This window comes from Asanoa ferruginea (genome assembly GCF_003387075.1).
In the GTDB taxonomy this organism is placed as follows: Bacteria; Actinomycetota; Actinomycetes; order Mycobacteriales; family Micromonosporaceae; genus Asanoa; species Asanoa ferruginea.
Genome location: NZ_QUMQ01000001.1, coordinates 8602205 through 8627289, shown reverse-complemented (window position 1 = coordinate 8627289; position 25085 = coordinate 8602205). Strand labels below are relative to the sequence as shown.

Sequence of the window (25085 nt, the reverse complement as noted above, 5' to 3'; positions counted from 1 at the left end):
CCGGCGGGAGGAGCACGGTGGAACCGGGGCGGAAAACACCCCGGCGCAGCGGCAGATTCCGGGTGCTGGCAGCCGCCGCCGTCACGCTGGTCTTCGTCGCGCCGATCTACCTGATGCTGGTCAACGCGTTCAAGCCGCAGGACAAGATCCTGGCCAACCCGGTCTCGCTGCCCTGGCCGCCGACGCTGGACAACCTCAAAGAGGCGCTCACCCGCCCCGACAACCTGATCCCGCTCGGCCTGCGCAACTCGCTGATCGTCGCGGTCATCTCGGTGGCGCTGATCATCCCGCTCGGCTCGGCGTTCAGTTTCTACATCGCGAGGCGCAGCGGTAAGGCCAAGGCGGCGATCCTGCTCGCGCTGAGCGCCGGCCTGATGATCCCGCCGCAGGTGACGCTGCTGCCGACGATCCGGATTCTCACCTGGATCGGCCTCGACCACAGCTACCCGGGCCTGATCCTGGCCAACCTCGGCGGCGGCTACCTCTCGTTCGCCGTCTTCGTCTACGTCGGCTTCATGCGCTCGGTGCCCGACGAGATCATCCAGGCGGCCCGCCTCGACGGCGCCAGCGGCCTGCGGATCTGGTGGCAGATCGTGATGCCGCTGGTGCGGCCGGCCACCGCCACCGTGGCGATCTTCCTGACCCTGTGGATCTGGAACGACTTCCTCAACCCGCTGTTCATCCTCGGCCCGTTGCAGGGCCAGACCATCACCACCGGCCTTTACCTGACGATCGGACAGTACTCAGTGGACTACGGCCAACTCTTCGGCATCATGTTCCTTGCCGGAGTCCTGCCGGTGATCGGCTATCTCACGGTGCAGAAGCAGTTCGTCGCCGGCCTGACGTCGGGCGCGACCAAGTGACCCACGAAGCAACCGGGGTGCCCGACCTCGACGACGTCGCGGGGGAGTGGGTTGCCGCGGGCGACCTGGGCCACCTGCCGTCGTTGCGCAACCAGCGCGGCCAGGCCCACGTCAACCACGACCTCACCAGCGTGTCCTGGCTGGCCGCGCCACCGTTCGCCGGCGGCTACCACACCGGGGTGCTGCGGGTCGACGGCGTCGTGCCCGGCGTGCAGCACTACCGCTGGAAGCCGTGGGGCACCCGCCGCACCTACCGCGACGCCCATGTCAACATCGCCACGGACACCAGCCTGGCGTACGACGCCGACCGGCTGCTGTGGCGGATCGAGGTGACCAACACCCGCCCGCACAACGCCACCGTCGAGCTGACCCAGGACCTGTTCGCGCCGGTCGGCCACGCCGAGACCGGTTGGGGTTGGCTGCACACGGTGCCGTGGAACGCGTCCGGCGAGCACGACTACCACGCCCTCGAGCGGATCCGGGAGACCACCCGGCCCGGTGCGCAGGGCGCGCCCTACCTGCTCGGCCCGGGCCCGCGCCGGCTGCGGCTGGGCCGGCCGCGCCCGCCGGGCATCCAGCGCGACGAGGACAGCGCGCCGATGCTGCTCGAATACGAGCTGCCCCGGCACGTCAGCACCGACTGGGTCTACCCGCACACCAGCGCCGCCCGCGGCACCGTCCGCGCGCTGACGGTCAGCACCGGCCTCACCTTCGCCGGCCCGCTCCTGCTCGACGACGGCGTCGAGGTGGCGCTCGACGCGTTCGAGCTGACCCCCGGCAGCTCGCTCGAGCTGGAGTTCCGCACCGACGACCCCGGCCACGACGGCGTGCTGCTGACCCACGGCAACCACCCCGACTCGCTCCAGCTCGGCATCGAAGGAACAAGGCTCTGGCTGGGCATCTGCGGCGAGCGGGAAATCGCTGGCGAGCCGCTGGAACCCGGCCGCTGGCACCGCATCCGGGTCGAGGTCGACGCACACGAGGCCCGCCTCATCAACAGCGGGAAAGAGGTGGCCCGCACCGGCCACTGGACCCGCCCGGTCCGCTGGCGGTCCACCGTGGACGACGGGCTCGTCGCGATCACCGACACCGCCTCACCGGCCCGCGCCGCCTACGCGTTCGCCGTACCCCCGGATGAACTGGCACCGCACGGTGCCGGCGCCCGCGCCACCTGGCGGCTCGACCTGGCACCCGGCGCGACTGCCGTCGTCGGCTTCGCCCTCGCGTTCGGCACAGACGCGGTCGAGACCGCCGCCCAAAATGCCGCGCACCGCCTCGACAACGAGCTGAGCGACACCGCCGACGCGTGGCGACGCCTCTGGGCGCACGCGTTCACGCCCGGCAACCCCGACTTCAGCGGCCACCTGCCGACCCTGCGAACGGAGGACCGCGAGCTGGCCCGCGCCTACTACATGGGCGCCCTGCTGGTCGTCTACATGCGCAACATCCGGGTCGGGCGGACCGGCCCGGTGTTCCTCACCGGCGGCCCGCGGCTCGGCGCGACCACCACGTTCTACTGGGACCACACCGAGTGGAGCCGGATGTACGCGATGCTCGACCCGGCCGGCCTGCGCGCCTGGCTGCTGGCCGGCCTCGCGAGCCCCTACCACGAGAGCTTCGGCTACGACGTGCGCGGCGGCGGACCGCTCGGCAACTACTACATCTCCAACGAGTACGCGCTGTTCCGCCTGATCGAGCACTACGTCGGCGTGACCGGTGACGTGGCGTTACTGTCCGAGCCGGCCGGCGGGCGGACGGTCCTCGAGCACGTCGAGGGCCTCGCCTACGGGGTCGCCGGCCGGACCGGCACCGGCGTGCTCGCCGACTTCGGCCCCGACGCCTGGCGGGTGCTGGAGTGCGTGCCCAACTACGTCGACGCGATGGCCTCCTTCAACGCGGCGTACGTCGGCATGCTCCGCTCCTATTCCGCCCTGTTGCGTTTCCTGGGCCGGGACGCCGACGCGGACCGCACCGACACCGACGCCGAGGCGCTCGCCGCAGCCGTCCTCGACCTCTACGCCGGCGCCGGCCGCTGGCACATCCAGCACCCGCACGGCCGCGACACGATCGGCCACGTCCTCGACTTCGGCCTGGTCGCCGCCGAACTGGCCGACGACCTGACCGCCGACCAGCGCGCCGAGCTGGTCGCGTTCGTCGAGGAGAAGCTGCTGGCCGGCCCGTGGATGCGGGCGCTGGCGGCCGACGACCCGATCGCGCCGTTCTCCGACCGGCCCGACCACGGTGCCGGCGGCGCGTTCGGCGCCTGGCCCGGCGTCACCGCCTACGGGCTGGCCAAACTCGGCCGCCCCGACCTCGCGGCCGGCGTGCTCAGACGGACCCCGCGCGCCGCCTCCGGCGGCCTGTGGGGCCAGGCGATGGAGATCCTCCCCGAAACGGGCGACGGGCAGGTCCGGGTGCGCGTCGCCGGCCGCGGCGTCGCCAACCGGGACTCCATCGCCGGCGCGGCCATCGCCGAAGCGGTCATCTCCGGCCTCTTCGGCGTGGAGCCCGGTTTCACCGCACTGCGTTCCACCAGCCCCCGCACCGATGTGGTCACCGCCCCCGACCTCGGCACGCTGGAGAACCTCAACCTGCGTCCGGCTCCCGAGCCAGTGGGAACGGTGTCCCTACCGCACTAGAAAGGACACCCGTGGCAACCCGACCGTCCCGCCGGGTCAGCGCCGCAGCTCTCGCTGCCTCGATCGTCGTCGCCGGGCTGGGCTTCGCCGCCAGCCCGGCACAGGCCGCGACACCCACCCCCGACCAGCAGTGGGCGGCGATCCAGTCGCTGCTCGCCACCATCAAAGGCCGCTGGACCGACCAGTCCTATGTGAACTCCATCGTCAACGGCATGCCGAGCACCGCCCTGCTGGGCAACGGCGACATCGGCATCACCTCGTCGGGCAGCGCCGGCGTCAAGACGTTCCTCGTCTCCAAGGGGAACTTCTGGCGCGGCAACCCCGGCCCGGCCGTCGCACCGGTCGGCGGCGTGACGCTGGCCGCCGCCAGTGGCGGCACCGGCTCGACCAACCTCGCCCTCGGCGCGACCGCCACCGCGACCAGTTCGCACCCGTCGTTCCCGCCGTCGCGTGCGGTCAGCGGCCAGTGGGGCTCCGGCTACGAGGGCTGGGTCTCCGACATCGGCAAGCCGCAGACGCTGACCCTCGACCTCGGCACCGCGAAGACCTTCACCCGCTATCTGGTGCGACACGACAGCGCGGCCCGGCCGGCCGAGACGGCCAACAACACGAAGAACTTCCAGGTGCAGACCTCGACCGACAACCAGAACTGGTCGACCTGGGACACCGTCACCAACAACACGGCCGCCGTCACCGACCGGACGCTCGGGTCGCGTACCGCGCGCTGGGTAAGGCTCGTCGCCAGCGAACCGACCCAGGGCACGACGGCCGACTCGCAGCAGAACCCAAGGGCCAGGATCGGACAGTTCGAGTTGTACGGCGCGGGCGGCGGCCCCGGTAGCCCGAGTGGCACGTTCCTCGAGGAGCAGAACATCCTGCGCGGCGAGGTCGACACCACGATGAGCCTCGGCGGGCAACCGCTGGTGCTCAAGACCTGGGTCGCCGCCAACGACAACCTGCTGGTCACCCAGATCCGGTCGACCGGCACGGCCGCGGTCCGGCTGGAGGCCCGCACCTGGTCCGGCGCGACCTCGCCGATGGGCGGGTTCGCACAGACCTCCGGTGTCTCCGGCAACACCACCTGGGCCGCCCGCACCACGCCGAGCGGCTCCCGCTGGGTGTCGCGGGCGGCGCTGGCCAGCCGGCTGGTCGGTGCCAACCCGGTCGCGGCACCGACCGCGTCGGGCAACACGGCGCGGTTCCAGTTCGACCTGGTTCCGGGCCAGACGCTGCGGCTGGTGACGGCCGTGGCCGGCGGCGGCGCCAACAACGCCGACCCGGCACCGGGCGCCCGCTCGCTGGCCGAGGCGCAGACCGGGTCGGGGCTCGACGGCCTCTACACCGGACATCTCGACTGGTGGCAGCAGTACTGGATGCGGTCCTACGTGGACCTCAACGACGACGTGCTGGAGCGCTACTACTACGCCGCCCAATACTTCCTTGGCTCGGCGTCGCGCAACGGCAAGACGGCGCCCGGGCTCTACGGGCTGTGGATCACCAAGGACGATCCCTACTTCAACGGCGACTACCACCTCAACTACAACTTCGTCGCCAACTTCTACGGCGCCTACTCGTCGAACCGGGCCGACCTGGCGCTGCCGATGATCGACGCGGTCATCTCCTACCTGCCGGAGGCCCGCCGCCGGTCCACCCAGGAGCTCCAGCAGGTCAAGTCCGACTACGTGACGCCGCGCTTCGGCACCGGCGGCATCAGCGGCGGCGTGCTGTTCCCGGTCGGGATCAGCCCGTTCGGCGGCACCCCCGACGGCAACTACTGGCAGCAGGTCGGCAACTCGCTGTTCAACGTCACCCAGTTCATCGCCTACTGGGACTACACGCGGGACCGGAGCTATCTCCAGACGAAGGCGTACCCCTTCATGAAGGAAGTGGCGACGTTCTTCAGCCGCTGGATGGAGTACGACGCGTCGACCGGCCGCTACACCACCTGGGGCGGCCCGCACGAGGGCACCTGGGCGCGCAACCCCAGCCTCGACGTGGGGATGCTGCGCTATCTGCTGACCTCGCTGCTGGCCGCGAGCAACGAGTTGGGCGCTGACACCGGCTCGCGTCCGCTGTGGCAGCAGATGCTCAACGGCCTGCCGCCGATCGCGACCACGACGGTCAACGGCAAGTCGGTGTACGCGTTGGGCGACCCGGGCACGGTCTCCGACGGTCGGGCCATCCGGCCCGGCGACAACACCGTCAACCTGGAGTTCATCCACCCGGGCGAGGGCCTCGGCCTGAACTCCTCGGCCACCGACCGCCAGCGGGCGATCGACACGCTGGACGCGATGAACTCGTGGGGCCAGGACAACAGCTTCCCGAAGGTGTTCACCCAGGCGGCCCGGGTCGGCTATCCCGCGCAGAGCCTGATCGACAAGCTGAAGGCCCAGATCACCGCGAAGAGCGACGCCAACCTGCGGATCCGCGACGAGTTCCACGGTTTGGAGAAGTCGGGCGCCACCGAGGCGGTCAACAACCTGCTCCTCCAGAGCGACGACGGCATCGTCCGGGTCTTCCCGGTCTGGCCGGCGACCCGTGACGCCAGTTTCGTCAAGCTTCGCGAGAAGGACGCGTTCCTGGTCTCCAGCGCGCTGTCCGGCGGTCGGGTGTCCTACGTCGACGTCACCAGCGAGCAGGGCCGGCAACTGCGCCTGCTCAACCCGTGGCCCGGCCGCCCGGTCGTGGTCACCCGCGTCGGCGGCGGAGCCGTCACCCCCACGGTGACCGGCGACGTCATCTCGTTCGCGACCGCGGCGGGCGCGACCTACACCGTCACCTCGCCCTAGGCCCCCTGGGTAGGGGAAGGCCGCCGGCCCGGGTCGTTCCGGGCCGGCGGCCGCTGGCTAGAACCCCGCGAAGTAGTCGCGAAGGTGGCTGATCCGGCCGTCGCGGATCACATCTGCCGGCCATCCGGTCCGTCGATGGCCGCGGCCACGTTGCGGCGCAGTTCGAGCGGGATCAGCTCGAGCAACTGGTCCGGGCGCAGCGGCAGGTCGAGCAGGCTGAGCCGGACCCGCCGGCGGCTCGCGTAGTCGCTGGCGGACAGGCGCACGACCTGCGCCGCGTCGGCCAGCAGCGCGACGCCCAGGGTGGCGCCGGCGGCCAGCGGCGTCGCGCCGGTGCCGTCGGCCTCCACCGTCAGGGCACCCTCGGCCTGGAACGAGATCCGGTCGCCGCCGCCGAGCACCACCGGCCGGCCGATGCCGGACATCGAGGCGACCGGGGTGACCACCATCGCGTTCGACGACGGCGACAGCACCGGCCCGCCGGCGGAATAGTTGTAGGCGGTCGAACCGGTCGGGGTGGCCACGATGACCGCGTCGGCGCGGTAGTAGCCGTAGTGCACGTCGTTGACCGTCAGGTCGACGGACATCGTCCGCCCCGCCTCGGTCCGGCCGAGCACCACGTCGTTGAAGGCCACCCGGTCGCCGTCGTCGGTGCGCAGGGTGAGCCCCGCGTGCTGCTCGATCGTGTAGTCGCCGGCCGCGAGCCTGGCCAGCGCGGCGGGCAGGCCGGCCGGGGTGACCTCCGTCAGGAACCCGAGGTTGCCGTGGTTGACGCCCAGGATCGGCACGGGCCGCTCGACCATCAGCCGCATCGCCCCGAGCATGGTGCCGTCGCCGCCGAGCGCGACCACGCCGTCGACCGCCTGGAACTCCTCGTCGGAGACGATGTCGACGCCGGCCGGGACGCGGCCGCGGTCGAGCTCGCGGGCGACGATCCGCACCGGATCGCCGGTCGAGCCGACGATCACGGCCAACGACTGGTCGACTGGCTTCGTCGGGTGCAGCACCAGACCGACGGAGATCATTGAGCTCACATCCGGAGGTGGTCCCAGTCGAGGATGCCGTCGCCCAGGTCGCGGACCGTGGCCAGCAGGCCGAGGCGGGCCTTGCGCAGCTCCGGCTCCTCGGCCATCACGAAGACCTCGTCGAAGAACGTGTTGACCGGCTCGGTGACCTTGCCGGCCGCCGCGAGGAACGCGGTCAGGTCGGTGCCGGGCACCTCGATTCCGCGGACCACCTCGTCGAGGCGGCGCTCGGCCGGCTCGACCAGGGCCGCCGCGTCGTATTCCGCCGGGGTGCCGGCCGGGACGATCCGCCGGGCCCGCTGGATCGCCTCGACCAGCGCCCGGAAGCGCTCGTCCTTGACCAGCTCGTCGAGCTGGTGCAGCAGCCGGTCGGCCAGCGCCGGGCGGGCGGCGTGCGGGAGGACCGCGCGTACGCGATCGATCGGGTGCCCTTCTTCGACCAGCACCTGCTCGAGCCGGCGGGTCAGGAACTCGCCCGAGTCGGCCAGCACCTTCGGCGAGACCTCGACGGGCTGGAGCGCGGCCGCCTCGGCCAGCGCCTCGGTCAGGCTGACCGGCACCAGGCCGGTGCGGTGCACGGCGAGCAGGCCGAGCACCGCGCGGCGCACCGCGAACGGGTCGCTGCTGCCGGTCGGCAGGCCGACCGTCGCCGCGAGGCCGGCGACCAGGTCGAGGCGGTCGGCCAGGGACAGCAGGGCGCCGGGGACGTGGGTGGGCACGGCGTCGCCGGTGTTGCGCGGCAACTCGCTCTCGAAGACCGCCTCGGCCACGGCGGCCGGCTCGCCGGCGTGCGCGGCGTAGTCGCGCGCCATCACGCCGGCCAGGCTGGTCATCTCGGTGACGAGCTGGGCGCCCAGGTCGAACTTGACCAGCTCCGCGGCGCGGCCCAGGGTGTCGCGTTCGGCGCCGCTCAACCCGATGGAGCTGGCCAGGGTGCGGGCCAGCGTGCTGATCCGGGCCGCCCGGTCGGCCATCGACCCGAGCTTGTCGGTGAACGTGAGCCGCTCCAGCCGGGCGCGCATCGCGTCGAGCGGGGTGTCCCGGTCGGCGCGGTAGAAGAAGGCCGCGTCCTCGTAGCGGGCCCGCAGCACCGCCTCGTTGCCGGCGCGGACCAGGTCTTCGTCGATGTCGCCGTTGGCCACCGCGACGAAGCAGGGCAGCAGCGCGCCGTCGGCGCCGCGCACCGGCAGGTAGCGCTGGTGCTTGCGCATCACGTTGGCCAGCACCGCCTCGGGCAGCCGCAGGTAGCTCTCGTCGAACCGGCCGAGCAGCGGCGTCGGGGTCTCGACCAGGTAGCTGATCTGGTCGATCAGCGCCCGCTCGCCGTCGACGTCGACCTGGCCGCCGGCGCCCGCGGCGAGCCGTTCGGCCGCCGCGACGATCTGCGCGCGACGCTCGTCAGGGTCGGCCACGATGCCGTGCGCGGCCAGCGTGTCGAGGTGCGTCTCGGCGCTGTTGACGGTGACCACCGGCGTCGCGGCCTTGCGGTGCACCCGGGTCTCGCGGCCGGAAGCCAGCGCCGAGACGGCGAACGGCACGACCTCGTCGCCGCGCAGGGCGAGCAGCCAGCGGACCGGGCGGGTGAACGACAGGGCCGGGTCGTTCCAGCGCATGTTCTTCGCCGACCGCAGCGCGGCGACGACCTTGGCCAGCACGTCGGCCAGCACCTCGGCGGCGGGCCGGCCGGCCTCGTGCTTCACGACCGTCACGTGCGCGGTGCCGTTGACGTCCTGCTCCTGGAGGTCGGCCACGTCGACGCCCTGGCCGCGGGCGAAACCCTGGACGGCCTTGGTGGGCTCGCCGGCCGCGTCGTAGGCCGCCGAGACCTTCGGGCCGCGGACCGTGCGGACGTGGTCCTGCTCGCGGTCGGCGACGCCGTCGACGATCGCGACGAGCCGGCGCGGGGTGGCCAGCACCCGGATGTCACCGTGCGCCAGCCGGGTCGCGGCCAGCCGCTCGGTCAGCTCGCGGCGCACCTGCTCGCGCGCGGTGCGGGCCTCGGCCGGCGGCATCTCCTCGGTGCCGATCTCGAAGACCAACTGCCGGCTGCCGGTGGACGCCTCGGTCTCGGTGGGTGCGGTCGCGGCCGGCGTCGGCGGGACCACGCCCAGCGGGTGCCCGAGCTCCTCGCGGCGGGCCATCCAGAGCTGAGAGACCTCGCCGGCCAGCCGGCGCATCCGGCCGAACTCGGCGGCCCGGTCCGATGTGGAGACGGCGCCGCGGGCGTCGAGCACGTTGAAGGCGTGCGAGCTCTTCAGCACGTAGGTGTGCGCGGGGACCGGCAGCCCGGCGTCGACCATCCGCTGCGCCTCGGCGGCGTAGAGGTCGAGGAGCACCCGGTTGGTCTCGACATCGGCGTCGTCGAGGTAGTAACGGGACATCTCGTATTCACCCTGGCCGAAGACCTCGCCGTAGCTGACGCCCGGTGCGTACGCGATCTCCTTGAAGTGCCGGACGCCCTGAAGCGCCATCAGGATGCGCTCGATGCCGTAGGTGATCTCCACCGAGGGCGGGTCGAGGGTCACCCCGCCGGCCTGCTGGAAATAGGTGAACTGGGTGATCTCCAGCCCGTCGAGCCAGACCTCCCAGCCCAGGCCCCAGGCGCCGACGCCCGGCGCGGCCCAGTTGTCCTCGACGAACCGCACGTCGTGTGCCGCGACGTCGATGCCGAGGGCGGCGAGGCTGTTGAGGTAGAGCTCCTGCGCGTTGCCCGGCTCGGGCTTGAGGATGACCTGCACCTGGGTGTGCGTCTGGATCCGGTTGGGGTTCTCGCCGTAGCGCGAGTCGTCGGGGCGCACGGAGGGCTCGACGTAGACGACCCGCCACGGCTCCGGCCCGAGCACCCGCAGGAACGTCGCGGGGTTGAGCGTGCCGGCGCCGACCTCGGTGTTCATCGGTTGGACCGTGAGGCAACCCTGGTCGACCCAGTAGGCGGTGAGCCGCGACAGGGCGTCCTGCATGGTCAGCATCGATGACTCCTTGGTGGGGATTTGTCCCGTCAAGCCTACGCAGGTGGCGGGCGAGCCCTTTCGGGCGGCGACACCTGGGGCCAATGGGGCCAGTGGTGCCCCCGGTCGGATTCGAACCGACACTGTCGGAGGTTTGAGCTCCGTGCCTCTGCCATTGGGCTACGGGGACCGACACCGCGCGGGTGAAGTGCGTTCAGACTACCCACTACGCTAAGGGGCGCGACACCGGACAGGCCGGTCGCGGATTGCACACCTGGGGAGAGGCTTCGTGGGCGAGTCGCAGACTGCCGAACGTCGGCGCGTGCTGATCGCCGAGGACGAGGCGCTCATCCGGCTCGACCTGGCGGAGATGCTCGTCGAAGAGGGCTATGACGTGGTCGGCGAGGCCGCCGACGGCGAGACCGCGGTGCGGTTGGCCGAGGACCTCAAGCCCGATCTGGTCATCCTCGACATCAAGATGCCGATCATGGATGGGCTCGCCGCCGCCGAGCGGATCGCCGGCGGCCGGATCGCGCCGGTCATCATCCTGACCGCGTTCAGCCAGCGCGACCTGGTCGAGCGGGCGCGCGCCGCGGGCGCGATGGCCTACCTGGTCAAGCCGTTCCAGAAGAGCGACCTGGTGCCGGCGATCGAGATCGCGCTGTCCCGCTACTCCGAGATCTCCTCGCTCGAGTCGGAGGTCGCGGGTCTGGCCGACCGGCTGGAGACCCGCAAGAGCGTCGAGCGGGCCAAGGGCGCGTTGATGACGACCTACGGGATGACCGAGCCACAGGCCTTCAAGTGGATCCAGCGCACCGCGATGGACCACCGGATGACCATGCGCGAGGTCGCCGACCGCATCGTGGCCGAGGGCGCCGGCGGCCCGGCCGCGGAGACCCCGACCGACGCGGGGTAGCCCGTCGCCGCGTCCGGCGGCATGCTGTGATCCATGCCCGGCTCCTCCCGGCCACGTCGGTTCGTGGCGATCGCGCTGCTGCTCCTGCTGGCCGCCTGCGACTCGGGCGGCACCGCGCCGGCCCCGCCGGAGCCCGTGCATCCACAGTGGAAACAGCTGACGCTGCCCGCGCCGCCCGGCGCCGCGGGCCGCAACCTGGTCCGCGACACGATCAGGTGCGGATCCAGGTGGTACGTCGCCGGCGGCGTCGCCACCCCCGCGGGTGACACCCGGCCGGCGCTCTGGTCCACCACCGACGCGGCCGCCGCGACCGGCTGGGCCCCGGTGCCGATCGACACCGTCTCCGACTACTACGCGATCCGCAGCGTGCTCTACGCGCTCGGCTGCTTCGACGGGCGGCTCGCCGCGATCGGCGCGAAGACCGGGGGCGCGCACGGCAACCCGCGGGTGCGCACCTTCTACTCCAGGGCCGACGGCACGCTGGTCGCCGTACCCTCCACCGATTTCGAGCTCTACGGCGGCGGGCGCCAGGTCAGCACCAACCGGATCGCCGGCGGCGGGCCGGGCGGCTGGCTGCTGGCCGGCAACCGGGCGGGCGGCGCGACGGTCTGGACCTCGCCCGACGCGACCCTGTTCACCATCCACGAAGACGTGGCCCCGCTGGCCAGCACCCCGGAGTTGGGCACCTCCGCGCAGGACGCCGTCGCGGTGCCGGCCGGGTGGGTGGTTGTGGGTGGCGGCCGGCCGAAGGGGCGGATCGACCGCGATCCGTTCGTGTGGACCTCGGCCGACGCGCGCGCCTGGACCCGCGTCCCACTTCCTGGGACGCCCGACGACGAAGAGGCGCAGCGGGTGGTCCGTACCCCCGATGGGATCGTCGCCGTCGGCGTTGCTGGCAGCGCTTTCGCGGCCTGGCGCGGCGACGCGGCCGGCGCGGGCGGCTGGTCCGGCGCGAGCCGGTTCGGTGCCACCGGTGCTGGCGTCATTTCGGGCATCGATGCTGTTACCGTGCTCGATGGGGCGTCCCGGCTGGTCGCGGCCACCACGGGAGCTGACGGCCATCGGTTGTGGACAGCGGATCTTGGCGGTAAGGAGTGGCAGAGCGTGGCCACCCCTGTCCAAGTCGGACCGGGCGGCACGACGGCCACGGCGGTCGGTGGTTCTGGCCAGACTTTGGTGCTGCTGGCCGACGACGGCACCGCCAGCACCGCCTGGGTGAGCCAGTTTCCTCGGCCGTGACCTCGGCCGACGACCGTCGACTGTGACACCACGCGGGCCAATTCCGACACCCTAAGTAACGGTTGCGTCAACGCGCCTAGTGAGGCCTTACGTTGGTCGCTGTAGTGGGATAACGTCCCGGCCCAGACCGGGTGAACGGTCCGGTTCGTCGTTGCAACCTCCTGGCCCGCGACGGCGGGCTGATGGATGGAGAAGGGGCTTCAGCCTTGAGGCAGATTTTCGTACGCGCTATCGGCGGGGTCGCGCTTGCGGCACTCGTCATGGGCGGCGCGGCCGCATGTAAGCAGGACGAGGGCGGATCCGGCAGCACCGAGGCCGGCAAGGTGTGCGACCTCAAGATCGGCTTCTTCGGCGCGCTTTCCGCCGCTGACTCCGGTCTGGTGCTCCCTGGCAAGCAGGCCGCCGACATGGCGGTGAAGCAATACAACGCGAAGCACGCTGACTGCAAGGTCTCGATCCAGCCCTATGACTCGCAGGGCAAGCCGGAGCTCGCCGGCGGTCTGGCCACCAGCGCGGTCGGCGACACCAAGGTCGTGGCGATGGTCGGCCCGGCGTTCTCCGGTGAGTCGGAGACCGCCAACCCGATCTTCCAGCAGGCTGGCCTGCCGGTCATCACCCAGTCCGCGACCCGGCCGAGCCTGGCCGACAACAGCTGGACCATCTTCCACCGCGGCGTCGGCAACGACTTCTCGCAGGGCCCGGCGGCGGCGGCCTACATCAAGGGCCTCAACGCCCAGAAGGTGTTCGTCGTCGACGACCAGTCGGCCTACGGTGCCGGCCTGGCCGACGAGGTCAAGAAGGCGCTCGGCCCGCTGGTGACGGCGACCGACAAGGCGACCGACAACCAGCAGGACTTCAGCGCCATCGTCACCAAGGTGACCTCGAGCGGTGCCACCGCGCTCTTCTACGGCGGTTACACCGAGGAGGCCAGCCCGTTCCTCAAGCAGCTTCGGGCCGCTGGCTACAAGGGCACCTTCGTTGGTGGCGACGGCATCTACGACGCCAACATGCTGTCGGTGACCGGTAAGGCCGACGTGGAGGGTGCGGTCGCTACTTGCCCGTGCGCCCCGGCGACCACCGCCAAGGGCACCTTCGTGCAGGACTTCCAGGCGGAATACAACGCCGCTCCGGGTGTCTACGCCGACGTTGCCTACGACCTCACCAACATCTTCCTCGAGGCCATCGGCGAGGGTAAGTCGACCCGCGCCGACATCCAGGCCTTCCTGACGAGCTACAACAAGGCCGGCTCGGCCACCGGTGTCACCTACAAGTGGGACGCCAAGGGCGAGCTCGACCCGACCCAGGTTCGCGTCTGGGCCTACGTCGCCAAGGACGGCGCCTGGGCGCCGGACAAGGAGATCCCGAAGGCCTGATCCATGGTTGAGCCGGCTCGGCAGCACCCCTTCCCGAGCCGGCTCTTCTCATCAGGCAAGACGGTCGCGTCAACCCATTGCCGGTGCGGCCGGGCGCGCAAGCCCCGGCCGCATCTGCCTTGACTGAAGGATCTCCCGGGAGAACCTGTTGCAATTCAATGACTTGATCCATGGTTTCCCGGTGCTGACGATCACCGGGTTGACCCAGGGCGCGATCTACGCACTCGTCGCGCTCGGATACACGCTCGTCTACGGCGTGCTGCGCCTGATCAACTTCGCGCACTCCGACGTCTTCATGATCGGCACCTTCGGTGCCATCTGGACCTGGTCGGCGTTCGGTTTCGACGCCAACTCGGCCCGACCGTCCCTCGGTGAGGCACTCGGTCTGATCGCCCTCGCGATCGTGGTGGCCGCGATCCTCTGTGGAATGTTCGCGATGCTCGTCGAGGTGACCGCCTACCGGCCACTGCGGGCGCGCAACGCACCACCCCTCGCCTTCCTGATCACCGCCATCGGCGCGTCCTTCGTGCTCTCCGAGGGCATGGGCGCGTTCACCAACCGCCGCCAGTTCGGCGTGCCGGCCATGCTGCCGACCGACCCGGTCATCAACCTGGGTGGGTGGTCGCTGACCCCGCTCCAGATCTCGACGCTGGCCGTCGCGATCCTCGCGATGATCGGGCTCGACTGGTTCGTGCAGCACACCCGCTTCGGGCGTGGCATCCGGGCCGTGGCGCAAGACGGCAACACGGCCGCCCTGATGGGTGTCAACAAGAACCGCGTGATCCTCCTGGTCTTCCTCATCGGCGGCCTGATGGCCGGCGTCGCGGCGGTGATGTCCGACATGAAGGCGGCCAGCACCCGCTTCAACGTCGGCTTCCTGATCGGCCTCAAGGCGTTCGCGGCCGCCGTGCTCGGCGGCATCGGCAACCTGCGTGGCGCCGCCCTCGGCGGGATCCTGCTCGGCCTGGTCGAAAACTACGGCTCGGCGGTGTTCGGCACGAACTTCCGTGACTTCATCGGGTTCCTCGTGCTGATCCTGCTTCTGATGTTCCGCCCGACCGGCCTGTTGGGCGAGTCGCTCGGGAGGGCCCGCGCATGACCGACCTTCGTACCCGGTGGCGCGGCTTCCGCAGCGGCATGAGCCAGCGTTGGGACCGCCTGCCGAAGGCCAGCAAGATCGGCCTGATCGTGGTCTTCATCGTGTTCCTCTACGCCCTGCCCAACAAGGGTTTCTACGAATACCTGGGCCTGCCGCTCGGCGAATACATCCCTCTCTACACCACGCGCAACGACATGGCGACGGTGCTGTTCCAGTGCGGCTACTACATCCTGCTGGCGCTGGGCCTCAACATCGTCGTCGGCTACGCCGGCCTGCTCGACCTCGGCTTCTTCGGCTTCTTCGCCGTCGGCGCCTACACGGTCGCGACGCTGACCTCGCCCACGAGCAAGATCTTCACGGAATACAACTGGCTCGACAGCCCGTGGCCGTGGCTGGTGGCGCTGCCACTGGCGATCGCCCTGTCGCTGCTGGCCGGCGTCATCCTCGGCTGGCCCGTGCTGAGATTGCGCGGTGACTATCTGGCGATCGTGACACTTGGCTTCGCCGAGATGATCCGGATCGTGGCGCAACAGAACGACTGGATCTTCAACGGCGACCGGGGCATCACCCAGATCGCCCACCCGCCGGGCTCCAGCGGCGGCAAGCCGATCTTCGCGTTCGACGCCAAGCCCTATTACTGGCTGGTGCTGACCGTGATCATCGGCATGGTTTTCCTGATCCGCAACCTGGTCCGCAGCCGGGTCGGCCGCGCCTGGGTCGCGATCCGGGAAGACGAGGACGCGGCCGAGCTGATGGGCGTGCCGACCTACAAGTTCAAGATCTGGGCGTTCGCGATGGGCGCCGGCATCGGCGGCTTCTCCGGAGCGCTGTGGGCCGGCCAGGCCAACTTCGTCAACTCGTCGACGTTCCGGCTGGAGCAGTCGATCCTGGTGCTCGCCGCAGTGCTGCTCGGCGGCGCCGGCAACATCTTCGGCGCGATCCTGGGCGGCTTCCTGGTCATCTACGTGCCGGAGTGGCTCCGTTCGATCGGTGACGTGTTCGGTCTGCCGGAGCAGGTGCGCATCGCCGGCGAGCCCTACGACGTCAGCGCGACCAACCTGCGTTATCTGTTCTTCGGCATCATCCTCATCGTGGTCATGATCTTCCGACCACAGGGGTTGTGGCCCAACCGGCGGCGTGCCGCCGAAATCAAGGATCGCGAGAAGGAGGCGATGGTCGGTGCCTGAGACGCCTCCGGAGCCGCAGGACGCCAGCGAGCGCGACGTCACCAGCGAACGCGACGCGGCGCCCGACGCCCGCACCACGGTCGGCGTGCCGGCCGAGCCGCCGACCGGCGACTCGACCGCGCACCCGGCACCGACCGACCTGGCGGGGCGCAAGGCCCTGCTCGAGGTCGACAACGTGACGCTCCGCTTCGGCGGCGTCGTCGCGCTCGACCAGGTCAACTTCAACCTCTACGAGGGCGAGATCCTCGGTCTGATCGGCCCCAACGGCGCCGGCAAGACCACCTGCTTCAACGCCATGACCGGCGTCTACGCCCCGACCTCGGGCGAGATCCGGTTCCAGGGCAAGAAGCTGAGCGGCCGCGCCCGCTACAAGATCACCCAGCTGGGCATCGCCCGCACGTTCCAGAACATCCGGTTGTTCCCCGAGATGACCGCGCTGGAAAACGTGATGGTGGGCGCCGACGCGCACCACAAGACGAGCGTGCCCAGTGCCCTGCTGCGGCTGCCGCGTTACTGGCAGGAGGAGCGCAGCGGTCGGGAGCGGTCACACGAGCTGCTCGACTTCGTCGGCATCCGCCGGCACGGCGAGGCGGCCCGCAACCTCTCCTACGGTGAGCAGCGGCGGCTGGAGATCGCCCGCGCGCTGGCGACCAGCCCGGCCTTGCTCTGCCTCGACGAGCCGGCGGCCGGCTTCAACCCGGCCGAGAAAGACTCGCTGCTCCAGCTGATCCGCGACATCCGCGGCACCGGCGTCACCGTGCTGCTCATCGAGCACGACATGCGCCTGGTCATGGGCGTCACCGACCGGATCGTGGTGCTCGAGTTCGGCAAGAAGATCGCCGAGGGTTCGCCGGCCGAGGTCCGCGACAACCCGAAGGTGATCGCCGCCTATCTGGGGGTGCCAGCAGATGCTGCTTGAGGTCGACAACATCACCCTGCTCTACGGGCGGATCCAGGCGCTGCACGGCATCTCCGTGACCGTCGACCAGGGCGAGATCGTGGCCCTGATCGGTGCCAACGGTGCCGGCAAGACAACCACCATGCGGGCGATCTCGGGCCTGCACGCGGTGGCGTCGGGCCGCATCCGGTTCAACGGCACCGACATCACCCGGATGCGCGCCGACCTGCGGGTCATCCAGGGCATCTGCCAGTCGCCGGAAGGCCGGGGCGTCTTCCCGGGCATGTCGGTGAAGGACAACCTGGAGATGGGTGCCTACACCCGTCGCGACACGGCCAACATCGCCAAGGACATCCAACATGTCCTGGAGCTGTTCCCGCGGCTGCGCGAGCGCTTCAAGCAGCCGGGCGGCACCCTGTCCGGCGGTGAGCAGCAGATGCTGGCGGTCGGCCGGGCCCTGATGAGCCGGCCGAAGCTGCTCCTGCTCGACGAGCCGTCGATGGGCCTGGCCCCGATGCTGATCCAGCAGATCTTCGAGATCATCACGGAGATCAACGAGCGCGACGGCACGACCATCCTGCTCGTGGAGCAAAACGCCCAGCAGGCGCTGTCCCGCGCCCACCGGGCCTACGTGCTCGAGACCGGAAAGATCGTGAAGGAAGGCTCGGGTCGCGAGCTGCTCAACGACCCGGCGGTCAAGGACGCCTACCTCGGCGTCGCCTGACGGGCGCTTCGGAGGCCCGGCCCACCGGGCCGGGCCTCTGGCGTATTTAGCTCTCTAGCCGGTCGCGGTGGTCGCGGATGAAGTCGGCGAGGCTGTGTGGCTCCCGCCCGACAACGGTGGCGACGTGGTCGTTGGTGAAGTCGCCCCACCCGGAGCCATAGGCGGCCCGGTATTCGGTCAGCGCCGCCGCCATCCACTCGTCGAGGCCGGCGTCCCGCAGCGCGGCGTGGGTCTCCTCCGGACTCTGTGGCACGTAGCGCACGGGCTTGCCGAGCGCCCGCCCGATCTCCTCCGCGGCGTCGTGCAGCGAAACGCTGGCCGGGCCGGTAGGCGTGTAGATCTTCCCGGCGTGCGGCTTCGGGTTGGCGAGCACCTCGGCGGCGACAGCGGCTATGTCCCGCACGTCGACCACACCCACCCGGCCGTCACCGAACACGCCGTAGAGCTCGTTGCCGTTGACCGCGCCGAACAGGTTCTGCATGAAGTTGCTGGGCCGCAGGATCGTCCAGGGGATGCCCGACTGCTGCAACTCGGCGTCGGAGAGTGCGTGCAGCCGCCCGTTGCGAGTGGGCGCGTCGTGCGCCGCGCCGATAGCGGAGAGCCGCACGATGTGCTCGACCCCGGCCTGCCGGGCGGCCCAGAGCGCGTTCATGCTCTGCGCCGGTGCGTGGGCACCCATCGGCGTCAGCAGGAACAGCTTGTCGACGCCGTCGAACGCCTTCGCGAGGGTGTCGGGCCGGTCCAGGTCGCCGACGACGAACTCGACGCCGTCGAGGTCGGGCGCACGCGACTTGTCGCGCACCAGGGCCCGCACGGGCTCCCTGCCGGCGAGCGCGCGAAGCACCTCCCTCGAGACGGTGCCGTTCGCTCCGGTCACCAGAATGGTCATGGCTGTTCCTCCCAGTTCCGCGGACCTCCACACGGCCGCGCAGCACCGAAGATATAGTCCAAGAGTGTGACCGTCCAATGAATGGACCAAATATGAAGCGCAGCACACGCAAGGAGCAGGACCCGGACCTCGGCATCCTGGCGGTCCAGCTCTCGGCGCGCGTCCAGCGCGAGATCTTCGCGCGGGCGGCGGCACAGGGATTCAGCGACGCCCGCCCCCGACACGGCGCGGTGCTGGCTTTTCTGGACGAGGAAGGCACCCGCCCGAGCGAGCTGGCCCGTCTGGCTGGTCGCAACAAACAGACAATGGGCGCGATCATCGACGAACTGGAACGCCTGGGGTACGTCCGCCGCGAGCCCGACCCCGCCGACCGCCGGGCAAAACTGATCGTCCCGACCGAGCGCGGTCTGCGTTTCATGAACCTGACCGACGACTTCGTAAGCCAAATCGAGCAGGGCCTGGCCTCGCTGCTCGGTGCCGATCCTTACCGCTCGTTCCGCGCGGCTCTGGGCCAGGCCACGACGAGCCTCCCGGCGGCCGGCCCCGACACCGAGGGCTAGCCCGGGGCAGATCTTAGATCTCCCACGGCCTGGTCCAGGACCGGCGTGGCGCCGTCGACTCGCCGGCGGATGGCGGCGCCGGGTTCTGATCGGCGATCGTTTGCATCTGGTCGATACCGCCCGGTCGGCCGCGCTTGATCGTGTGCGCCCCATCGACACCTGGCGCGGCGTGTCGTGCAGATCCGACACACATGATCATGCCGCAGGGCCCGAATCGTGCAGCTCCGCTGCAAACGATCATGGGTGTCCGGCGTCGACACCGGCGCGAGCCCTCGGACCGGGCGGCCCGCTGCCCGCGGCGCCCGCGCCGGGCAGCGGCGGACCGTCAGCGGCGGCGCGGGCAGTTGCCACCCCGTGAGGTGCGGCTGGGTGAACGCCGCCCGCACCGGGGAGCATTCCAGCAGGCGCGAGGCCTACGGCGCCGGTCTTTCCGCGATGGCTTCATCAGACGCCATCGCCGGCCGCGCGGGACCTCTGCCGCCTCCGGCGGTCGTGACCTGCTGCCTCGGGCGGTCGTGACCTGCTGCCTCGGGCGGTCGTGACCTGCTGCCTCGGGCGGTCGTGACCTGCTGCCTCTGGCGGTCGGACCTGGTGCCTTCGGCGGTCGGTCGTGACCTGCTGCCTTCGGCAGTCGTGACCTGCTGCCTCTGGCGGTCGGACCTGGTGCCTTCGACGGTCGGTCGTGACCTGCTGCCTTCGACGGTCGTGACCTGCTGCCTTCGACGGTCGTGACCTGCTGCCTTCGACGGTCGTGACCTGCTGCCTTCGGCGGTCGGACCGGGTGCCTTCGGCGGTCGGTCGGGACTTCTGCTCTCTTCGGCGGTCGTGACCTGCTGCCTCTGGCGGTCGTGACTTAGTGCCTCCGGGGGTCGGTCGGGACCTGCTGCCTCTGGCGGTCGGACCTGCTGCCTTTGACGGTCGGGTGGGACCTCTGCTGCCTTCGGCGGTCGTGACCTGCTCCCTCCGGCGTCGGACCTGGTGCCGGGCGGTCGGGCGGGACATGCTGCCTTCGGCGGTCGGACCTTTGCCGCATTCGGCGGTCGGGACCTCTGTCGCCATCGCTGGCCGTGCGGGACCTCCGCCGGCAATGCCCGCACGTCCCAGCCCGGCCACCGACGCCCGCTCGCTGTTGCCTGGCGCCCAGGACACTCGGCCAGCACCCCACGCGGCGCGCCGGCCACGATATTGAGGGCTGACAGGAGAGGAAGCGTTCGTGTCGCGGGCCTGGCAGCGACGCGTAGCGAGCGGTCCCCGGCGGGAGCGACGGTCCGGACCGGGACGGACCCGGGCCAGCAATCCCTTGATCTGGACATCGCGGACGAAACTGCGCGGGACCGCCGGACAACTTGTCGTACCCGGCGACTAGCATCGCTCGGGTGAGCGACCAACCCCGGATCCTGCTGCTCGATGGCCACTCGCTGGCCTACCGCGCGTTTCATGCCCTGCCGGTGGAGAACTTCTCCACCGCGACCGGGCAGGCGACCAACGCGGTGTTCGGGTTCACGTCGATGCTGATCAACATGCTGCGCGACGAGAAGCCGACGCACATCATCGTGTCGTTTGACGTGTCGCGGCAGTCGTTCCGCACCGAGCGTTACGCGGAATACAAGGCCGGGCGGTCCGAGACGCCCAAGCCGTTCCAGGGGCAGGTCAGCCTCGTCAAAGAGGTGCTCGCCGCGCTGCGCATCCCGGTGGTGGAGAAGGCCGGCTACGAGGCCGACGACGTGATCGGCACGCTGACCAAGCGGTCGCGCGACGCCGGCATGGAGGTGATCATCAGCTCCGGTGACCGCGACGCGTTCCAGCTGGTCGATGAGCACGTGACCGTGCTCTATCCGGTGCGGGGGGTGTCCGAGGTCTGGCGGATGAATCCCGAGGCGGTCGAGGCCAAATACTTCGTGCCGCCGGAGCGCTACCGCGACAAGGCCGCGCTGGTCGGCGAGACCAGTGACAACCTGCCGGGCGTGCCCGGGGTCGGCGACAAGACCGCGGCTAAGTGGATCAAGGAGTATGGCGGCCTCGACGGGGTGATCGCCAATGCCGACAAGATCAAGGGCAAGGCCGGCGAGAGTCTGCGGGCCAACCTCGCCAACGTGATCCGCAACTACGAGCTCAACGCGCTCGTCTGCGACCTCGAGCTGTCGATGGGTCCCGAAGACGCGCGCTGGCACGGGTGGGATCGCGAGGCCGTGCACCAGGTCTTCGACGCCCTCGAGTTCCGGGTGTTGCGCGAGCGGCTCTATCAATACCTCGACGCCGTCGAGCCTGAGGCCGAGTCCGGGTTCGACCTGTTCGGCGAGGTCCTCGCCGCCGGTGCGGTCGGGCCCTGGCTGGCCGAGCACGTGCGGCCCGGCGTGCCGACCGGCGTGGCCGTCGCGGGGCACTTCGGGCGGGGCACCGGCGAGCTGACCGGCATCGCGCTGGCCACCGCCGACGGGCCGGCCGCCTGGTTCGACCCGACCCAGCTCGAGCCCGGCGACGAGAACGCGGTCGCGGCGTGGCTCGTCTCCGAGGAGCACCCCAAGGTGCTGCACGACAGCAAGCCCGCCCGGCTGGCCTTCGCCGCCCGCGGCTGGGAGCTGCGCGGCGTCGCCCGTGACACGGCCATCGCCGCTTATCTGGCCCGGCCCGACCAGCGCACCTACGACCTGGCCGATCTCGCGCTGCGCTATCTGCACCGCGAGCTGCGGGTCGACACGCCGGAGACCGGCCAGCTCACCATCGACGGCCTGGGCGCCGACGAGGGCATCGTCGAGCAAAACCTGATGCTGCACGCCCGCGCCACGCTCGACCTGGCCGAGGCGATCGACGCCGAGCTGTCCCGCGACGGTGAGCTCTCCATCCGCCTCATGGCCGACGTCGAGCTGCCGCTGTCTGAGGTGCTCGCCCGCATGGAGCAGGTCGGCATAGCGGCCGACACCCACTACCTCTCCGACATCGAGGCGCACTTCGCGGCCGAGGTGAAGGCGGCGGCCCAGGCGGCCTACGCGGTGCACGGGCGCGAGTTCAACCTGGGCTCTCCGAAGCAGTTGCAGGAGATCCTGTTCACCGAGCGCGAGCTGCCGAAGACACGGCGGATCAAGTCGGGCTACACCACCGACGCCGACGCGTTGCAGGGGCTGTTCGCGCAGACCGGCGACCCGCTGCTCGAGCACCTGCTGCGGCACCGCGACGTCGCCAAGCTCAAGTCCACTGTCGACGGGCTGCTCAAGTCGGTGTCCGACGACGGCCGCATCCACACGACCTATTTCCAGACCGTCGCCGCTACCGGCCGGCTCTCGTCGACCGACCCCAACCTCCAGAACATCCCGATCCGCACGGAGGAAGGCCGTCGCATCCGGCGGGCGTTCGTGGTCGGCGAGGGGTTCGAGACGCTGCTGACGGCTGACTACAGCCAGATCGAAATGCGCATCATGGCCGACATGTCGAAAGACGAGGCCCTGATCGACGCGTTCAACTCGGGCGCCGACTTCCACGCGGCCACGGCGTCATCGGTCTTCACGCTTCCGCTCGCGGAGGTCACCGCCGACCACCGGCGCAAGATCAAGGCCATGAACTACGGCCTGGCGTACGGGCTGAGCGTCTACGGCCTGTCCCAGCAACTCGGCATCGGCGCCGACGAGGCGCGCGGCCTGATGGACGAATACTTCGACCGCTTCGGTGGCGTCCGCGACTACCTGCGGGCCGTCGTCGACCGGGCCCGTCAGGACGGCTACACCGAGACCATCCTCGGCCGCCGCCGTTACCTGCCCGACCTGATCAGCGACAACCGCCAACGCCGCGAGATGGCCGAGCGGATGGCGCTCAACGCACCCATCCAGGGCTCCGCCGCCGACATCATCAAGGTCGCGATGCTCCGCGTCGACGCGGCGATCAAGGAGGCCGGCCTCGGCTCCCGGATGCTCCTCCAGGTCCACGACGAGCTGGTGTTCGAGGTCGCGCCGGGGGAGCGCGAGCAACTCGAGGCGATCGTCCGCGAGGCCATGGGCGGCGCCTACCCGCTGGCGGTGCCGCTCGAGGTCTCGGTCGGCCTGGGCCGCGACTGGAACAGCGCCGACCACTGACGGGTGCGGCTGCCTGGTAGGGGTCGACCGGAGCGGGCGGCCCGTCGAACACGACGGGCCGCCCGCGGCTGGATTTCGCCAGCGCCGGGGTTACTCGCGGTGCAGAGCGTCCTCGGTGTGCACGGCGTCCTGACCCGTGTGGACGCTGCGCACGCGATACTGCGGCTCGTCCTCCGACGCGTCCACTGTCCGGCCGGCCGCCGAGGTGCGCTTGGTGATCTTCTCTTCGACCGTGCCCATGACCTGCTGGCCGTGGCTCTTCCAGCTGACCTTGTCGCCCTTCTGGAGTCCCATGTGCAGCCGGATACCCGGGGAAGAACCCGCCAAACCGCCTCACACCCGGTCGTGCGGTTCGGGAGCGGGGGAGACCGCCGTCGGCTCCTCCGCCTCCGCCTCCGCCGCGCGCCGGCGGCCGGCGGCGTGCATGCCGTAGGCGAAGTAGAGGACGAAGCCGATCGCCATCCAGACCACGAACCGGATCCACGTATCGACCGGCAGATTGATCATCAGCCAGAGGCACGCGATGACCGCGACGATCGGCAGCACCGGCACCCACGGGGTGCGGAAGGCGCGGGGCAGGTCGGGCCGGGTGCGGCGCAGCACCACCACGCCGATCGCGACGACGACGAACGCGAACAGCGTGCCAATCGACGTCAGCTCCGACAGCTTCGACAGGGGAACAAACCCGGACACGAGCGCCACGAGTACGCCCGTCCCGATCGTGATCAGCCACGGCGTGCCGAACCGCGGGTGCACCCGCGCCACCGCTGGCGGCAGCAGGTGGTCGCGCGACATCGCGAACAGCACCCGCGACTGGCCGAGCAGCAGCACCAGGATCACCGTGGTGATGCCGCAGACGGCGCCAACCGAGATCACCTTCGACGCCCAGTCGACGCCGACGTCGGTGAACGCCTTCGCCAGCGGGGCGCCGGTGTCCAGCGACGAGTATTTCGACATCCCGGTCACCACGAAAGCGACCGCCATGTAGAGCACGGCGCAGATGCCGAGCGACCACAGGATCCCGCGGGGCACGTCGCGTTGCGGGTTGCGGGTCTCCTCGGCCGTGGTGGCGACGACATCGAAGCCGATGTAGGCGAAGAAGACGATCGACGCCGCCGCCACGATGCCGAAGACGCCGAACTGCTGCGGCACCACGCCGAGCAGCGCCTGGAGCAGCGGCTCCTCGCCACCGGAGACACCGGGCGCGGGCTGGCCCGGCGGCACGAACGGGCTCCAGTTGTCGGACGTGATGTAGAACAGCCCCAGGCCGATCACGAACAGCACCACCGCGACCTTGATCGCGACCAGGATGCCGGTGACCCGCCCGGACAGCTTCGTGCCGACCACGCCGACGACGGTCAGCAGGGCCACGATGAAGATCGCACCCCAGTCCGGGATGGCGTCGTCACCGGCCAGCCAGGTGGGCAGACCGAAGAGCGTCTGGAGGTACGCGCTCCAGCCGCGCGCCACCACCGCCGCGCCGAGGCCGAGTTCCAGCACCAGGTCCCAGCCGATGATCCAGGCGACCAGCTCGCCGAGCGTGGCGTAGCCGAACGTGTAGGCGCTCCCCGCCACCGGCACCGTCGACGCGAACTCCGCGTAGCAGAGCGCGGCGAGCGCGCAGACCACCGCGGCGAGCAGGAACGAGATGACGATGGCCGGGCCGGCGTTGCGGGCCGCCTGCTGGCCGGTCAGCACGAAGATGCCGGTACCTACGATCACGCCCACGCCGAAGACGGTCAGGTCCAGGGCGCTCAACTCGCGCTTGAGCTTGTGCCCGGGCTCGTCCGTCTCCTGAATGGACCGCTCGATGCTCTTGGTGCGGAAGACAGGGAGGGCCATGAATGTGATTCTCGACCCGCACGCGCCGCG

General features: G+C 70.5%; 17 protein-coding genes and 1 tRNA gene. 12 read left to right on the top strand and 6 right to left on the bottom strand.

Annotated features, from left to right (window positions below; genetic code table 11):
• Nucleotides 1–62 precede the first annotated feature (62 nt).
• From DFJ67_RS40190 to DFJ67_RS40180, 3 genes are read left to right on the top strand one after another with little or no spacing between them, the layout of a single operon-like run.
• Complete coding sequence (locus DFJ67_RS40190) at nucleotides 63–863, top strand: carbohydrate ABC transporter permease (RefSeq protein ID WP_239097615.1); 801 nt, start codon at nucleotides 63–65, stop codon at nucleotides 861–863.
• The gene (locus DFJ67_RS40185) at nucleotides 860–3502 is read left to right on the top strand and encodes a laminin G domain-containing protein (protein WP_116074683.1); all 2643 of its coding nucleotides are present in this window, start codon (nucleotides 860–862) and stop codon (nucleotides 3500–3502) included. The genes DFJ67_RS40190 and DFJ67_RS40185 overlap by 4 nt, the downstream gene beginning before the upstream one ends.
• A gap of 11 nt (nucleotides 3503–3513) precedes the next feature.
• The gene (locus DFJ67_RS40180; RefSeq protein WP_116074681.1) at nucleotides 3514–6291 is read left to right on the top strand and encodes a discoidin domain-containing protein; all 2778 of its coding nucleotides are present in this window, start codon (nucleotides 3514–3516) and stop codon (nucleotides 6289–6291) included.
• Between the two features lie 107 nt (nucleotides 6292–6398).
• Here the strand turns inward: DFJ67_RS40180 and DFJ67_RS40175 are convergent, their stop codons facing one another.
• The 3 genes from DFJ67_RS40175 to DFJ67_RS40165 all read right to left on the bottom strand — a co-directional run bounded on the left by DFJ67_RS40175 (nucleotide 6399) and on the right by DFJ67_RS40165 (nucleotide 10454).
• Nucleotides 6399–7316, bottom strand: coding sequence for an NAD(+)/NADH kinase (locus DFJ67_RS40175; RefSeq protein WP_116074679.1), 918 nt, complete (start codon nucleotides 7314–7316; stop codon nucleotides 6399–6401).
• A gap of 5 nt (nucleotides 7317–7321) precedes the next feature.
• Nucleotides 7322–10285: a glycine--tRNA ligase gene (locus DFJ67_RS40170; protein WP_116074677.1), complete on the bottom strand. Its 2964-nt coding sequence runs from the start codon at nucleotides 10283–10285 to the stop codon at nucleotides 7322–7324.
• A 93-nt stretch (nucleotides 10286–10378) separates the two neighbouring features.
• A tRNA-Leu gene (locus DFJ67_RS40165) sits at nucleotides 10379–10454 on the bottom strand.
• A 99-nt stretch (nucleotides 10455–10553) separates the two neighbouring features.
• On the opposite strand from DFJ67_RS40165, the gene DFJ67_RS40160 reads away from it, so the two are divergent.
• The 7 genes from DFJ67_RS40160 to DFJ67_RS40130 all read left to right on the top strand — a co-directional run bounded on the left by DFJ67_RS40160 (nucleotide 10554) and on the right by DFJ67_RS40130 (nucleotide 17700).
• The gene (locus DFJ67_RS40160; protein ID WP_116074675.1) at nucleotides 10554–11180 is read left to right on the top strand and encodes an ANTAR domain-containing response regulator; all 627 of its coding nucleotides are present in this window, start codon (nucleotides 10554–10556) and stop codon (nucleotides 11178–11180) included.
• Nucleotides 11181–11213: 33 nt separating this feature from the next.
• Nucleotides 11214–12419: a hypothetical protein gene (locus DFJ67_RS40155; RefSeq protein WP_147315790.1), complete on the top strand. Its 1206-nt coding sequence runs from the start codon at nucleotides 11214–11216 to the stop codon at nucleotides 12417–12419.
• 206 nt (nucleotides 12420–12625) lie between these two features.
• Nucleotides 12626–13792, top strand: a complete 1167-nt coding sequence (locus DFJ67_RS40150; protein WP_116074671.1) for a branched-chain amino acid ABC transporter substrate-binding protein — start codon at nucleotides 12626–12628, stop codon at nucleotides 13790–13792.
• 148 nt (nucleotides 13793–13940) lie between these two features.
• On the top strand, nucleotides 13941–14891 hold the full coding sequence (locus tag DFJ67_RS40145) for a branched-chain amino acid ABC transporter permease (RefSeq protein ID WP_116074668.1): 951 nt from the start codon (nucleotides 13941–13943) through the stop codon (nucleotides 14889–14891).
• Nucleotides 14888–16078, top strand: coding sequence for a branched-chain amino acid ABC transporter permease (locus DFJ67_RS40140; RefSeq protein WP_116074666.1), 1191 nt, complete (start codon nucleotides 14888–14890; stop codon nucleotides 16076–16078). Before DFJ67_RS40145 ends, DFJ67_RS40140 begins: the two co-directional genes overlap by 4 nt.
• Nucleotides 16079–16163: 85 nt before the next feature.
• Complete coding sequence (locus DFJ67_RS40135; protein ID WP_116077222.1) at nucleotides 16164–16997, top strand: ABC transporter ATP-binding protein; 834 nt, start codon at nucleotides 16164–16166, stop codon at nucleotides 16995–16997.
• Entirely contained in the window at nucleotides 16987–17700 is a 714-nt protein-coding gene (locus DFJ67_RS40130) for an ABC transporter ATP-binding protein (RefSeq protein ID WP_116074664.1), read from the top strand. The genes DFJ67_RS40135 and DFJ67_RS40130 overlap by 11 nt, the downstream gene beginning before the upstream one ends.
• Nucleotides 17701–17746: 46 nt before the next feature.
• Here DFJ67_RS40130 and DFJ67_RS40125 read toward each other — a convergent pair whose 3' ends face one another.
• Nucleotides 17747–18589: an SDR family oxidoreductase gene (locus DFJ67_RS40125; RefSeq protein ID WP_116074662.1), complete on the bottom strand. Its 843-nt coding sequence runs from the start codon at nucleotides 18587–18589 to the stop codon at nucleotides 17747–17749.
• A gap of 92 nt (nucleotides 18590–18681) precedes the next feature.
• Between DFJ67_RS40125 and DFJ67_RS40120 the strand changes: the two genes are divergently transcribed.
• Together DFJ67_RS40120 and polA are read left to right on the top strand one after the other, a co-directional pair.
• A complete protein-coding gene (locus DFJ67_RS40120; protein WP_116074660.1) occupies nucleotides 18682–19149 on the top strand; it encodes a MarR family winged helix-turn-helix transcriptional regulator in 468 nt (155 codons plus the stop codon).
• A 1376-nt stretch (nucleotides 19150–20525) separates the two neighbouring features.
• The gene (gene polA / locus DFJ67_RS40115) at nucleotides 20526–23213 is read left to right on the top strand and encodes a DNA polymerase I (protein ID WP_116074658.1); all 2688 of its coding nucleotides are present in this window, start codon (nucleotides 20526–20528) and stop codon (nucleotides 23211–23213) included.
• A gap of 90 nt (nucleotides 23214–23303) precedes the next feature.
• On the opposite strand, the gene DFJ67_RS40110 is transcribed toward polA, so the two are convergent.
• A complete protein-coding gene (locus DFJ67_RS40110; RefSeq protein ID WP_116074656.1) occupies nucleotides 23304–23507 on the bottom strand; it encodes a hypervirulence associated TUDOR domain-containing protein in 204 nt (67 codons plus the stop codon).
• Between the two features lie 39 nt (nucleotides 23508–23546).
• Nucleotides 23547–25055 (bottom strand): amino acid permease, encoded by a 1509-nt coding sequence (locus DFJ67_RS40105; protein ID WP_116074654.1) that lies wholly within the window; start codon nucleotides 25053–25055, stop codon nucleotides 23547–23549.
• Between the last annotated feature and the right edge of the window lie 30 nt (nucleotides 25056–25085).

Excerpts from the sequence above, each read along its gene's own strand:
- DFJ67_RS40155 (WP_147315790.1), top strand. The coding sequence starts at position 11,214 with ATGCCCGGCTCCTCCCGGCCACGTCGGTTCGTGGCGATCGCGCTGCTG.
- DFJ67_RS40140 (WP_116074666.1), top strand. The coding sequence starts at position 14,888 with ATGACCGACCTTCGTACCCGGTGGCGCGGCTTCCGCAGCGGCATGAGC.
- DFJ67_RS40110 (WP_116074656.1), bottom strand. The coding sequence starts at position 23,507 with ATGGGACTCCAGAAGGGCGACAAGGTCAGCTGGAAGAGCCACGGCCAG.
- DFJ67_RS40120 (WP_116074660.1), top strand. The coding sequence starts at position 18,682 with ATGAAGCGCAGCACACGCAAGGAGCAGGACCCGGACCTCGGCATCCTG.
- DFJ67_RS40170 (WP_116074677.1), bottom strand. The coding sequence starts at position 10,285 with ATGCTGACCATGCAGGACGCCCTGTCGCGGCTCACCGCCTACTGGGTC.
- DFJ67_RS40130 (WP_116074664.1), top strand. The coding sequence starts at position 16,987 with ATGCTGCTTGAGGTCGACAACATCACCCTGCTCTACGGGCGGATCCAG.
- DFJ67_RS40105 (WP_116074654.1), bottom strand. The coding sequence starts at position 25,055 with ATGGCCCTCCCTGTCTTCCGCACCAAGAGCATCGAGCGGTCCATTCAG.
- DFJ67_RS40125 (WP_116074662.1), bottom strand. The coding sequence starts at position 18,589 with ATGACCATTCTGGTGACCGGAGCGAACGGCACCGTCTCGAGGGAGGTG.
- DFJ67_RS40175 (WP_116074679.1), bottom strand. The coding sequence starts at position 7,316 with ATGATCTCCGTCGGTCTGGTGCTGCACCCGACGAAGCCAGTCGACCAG.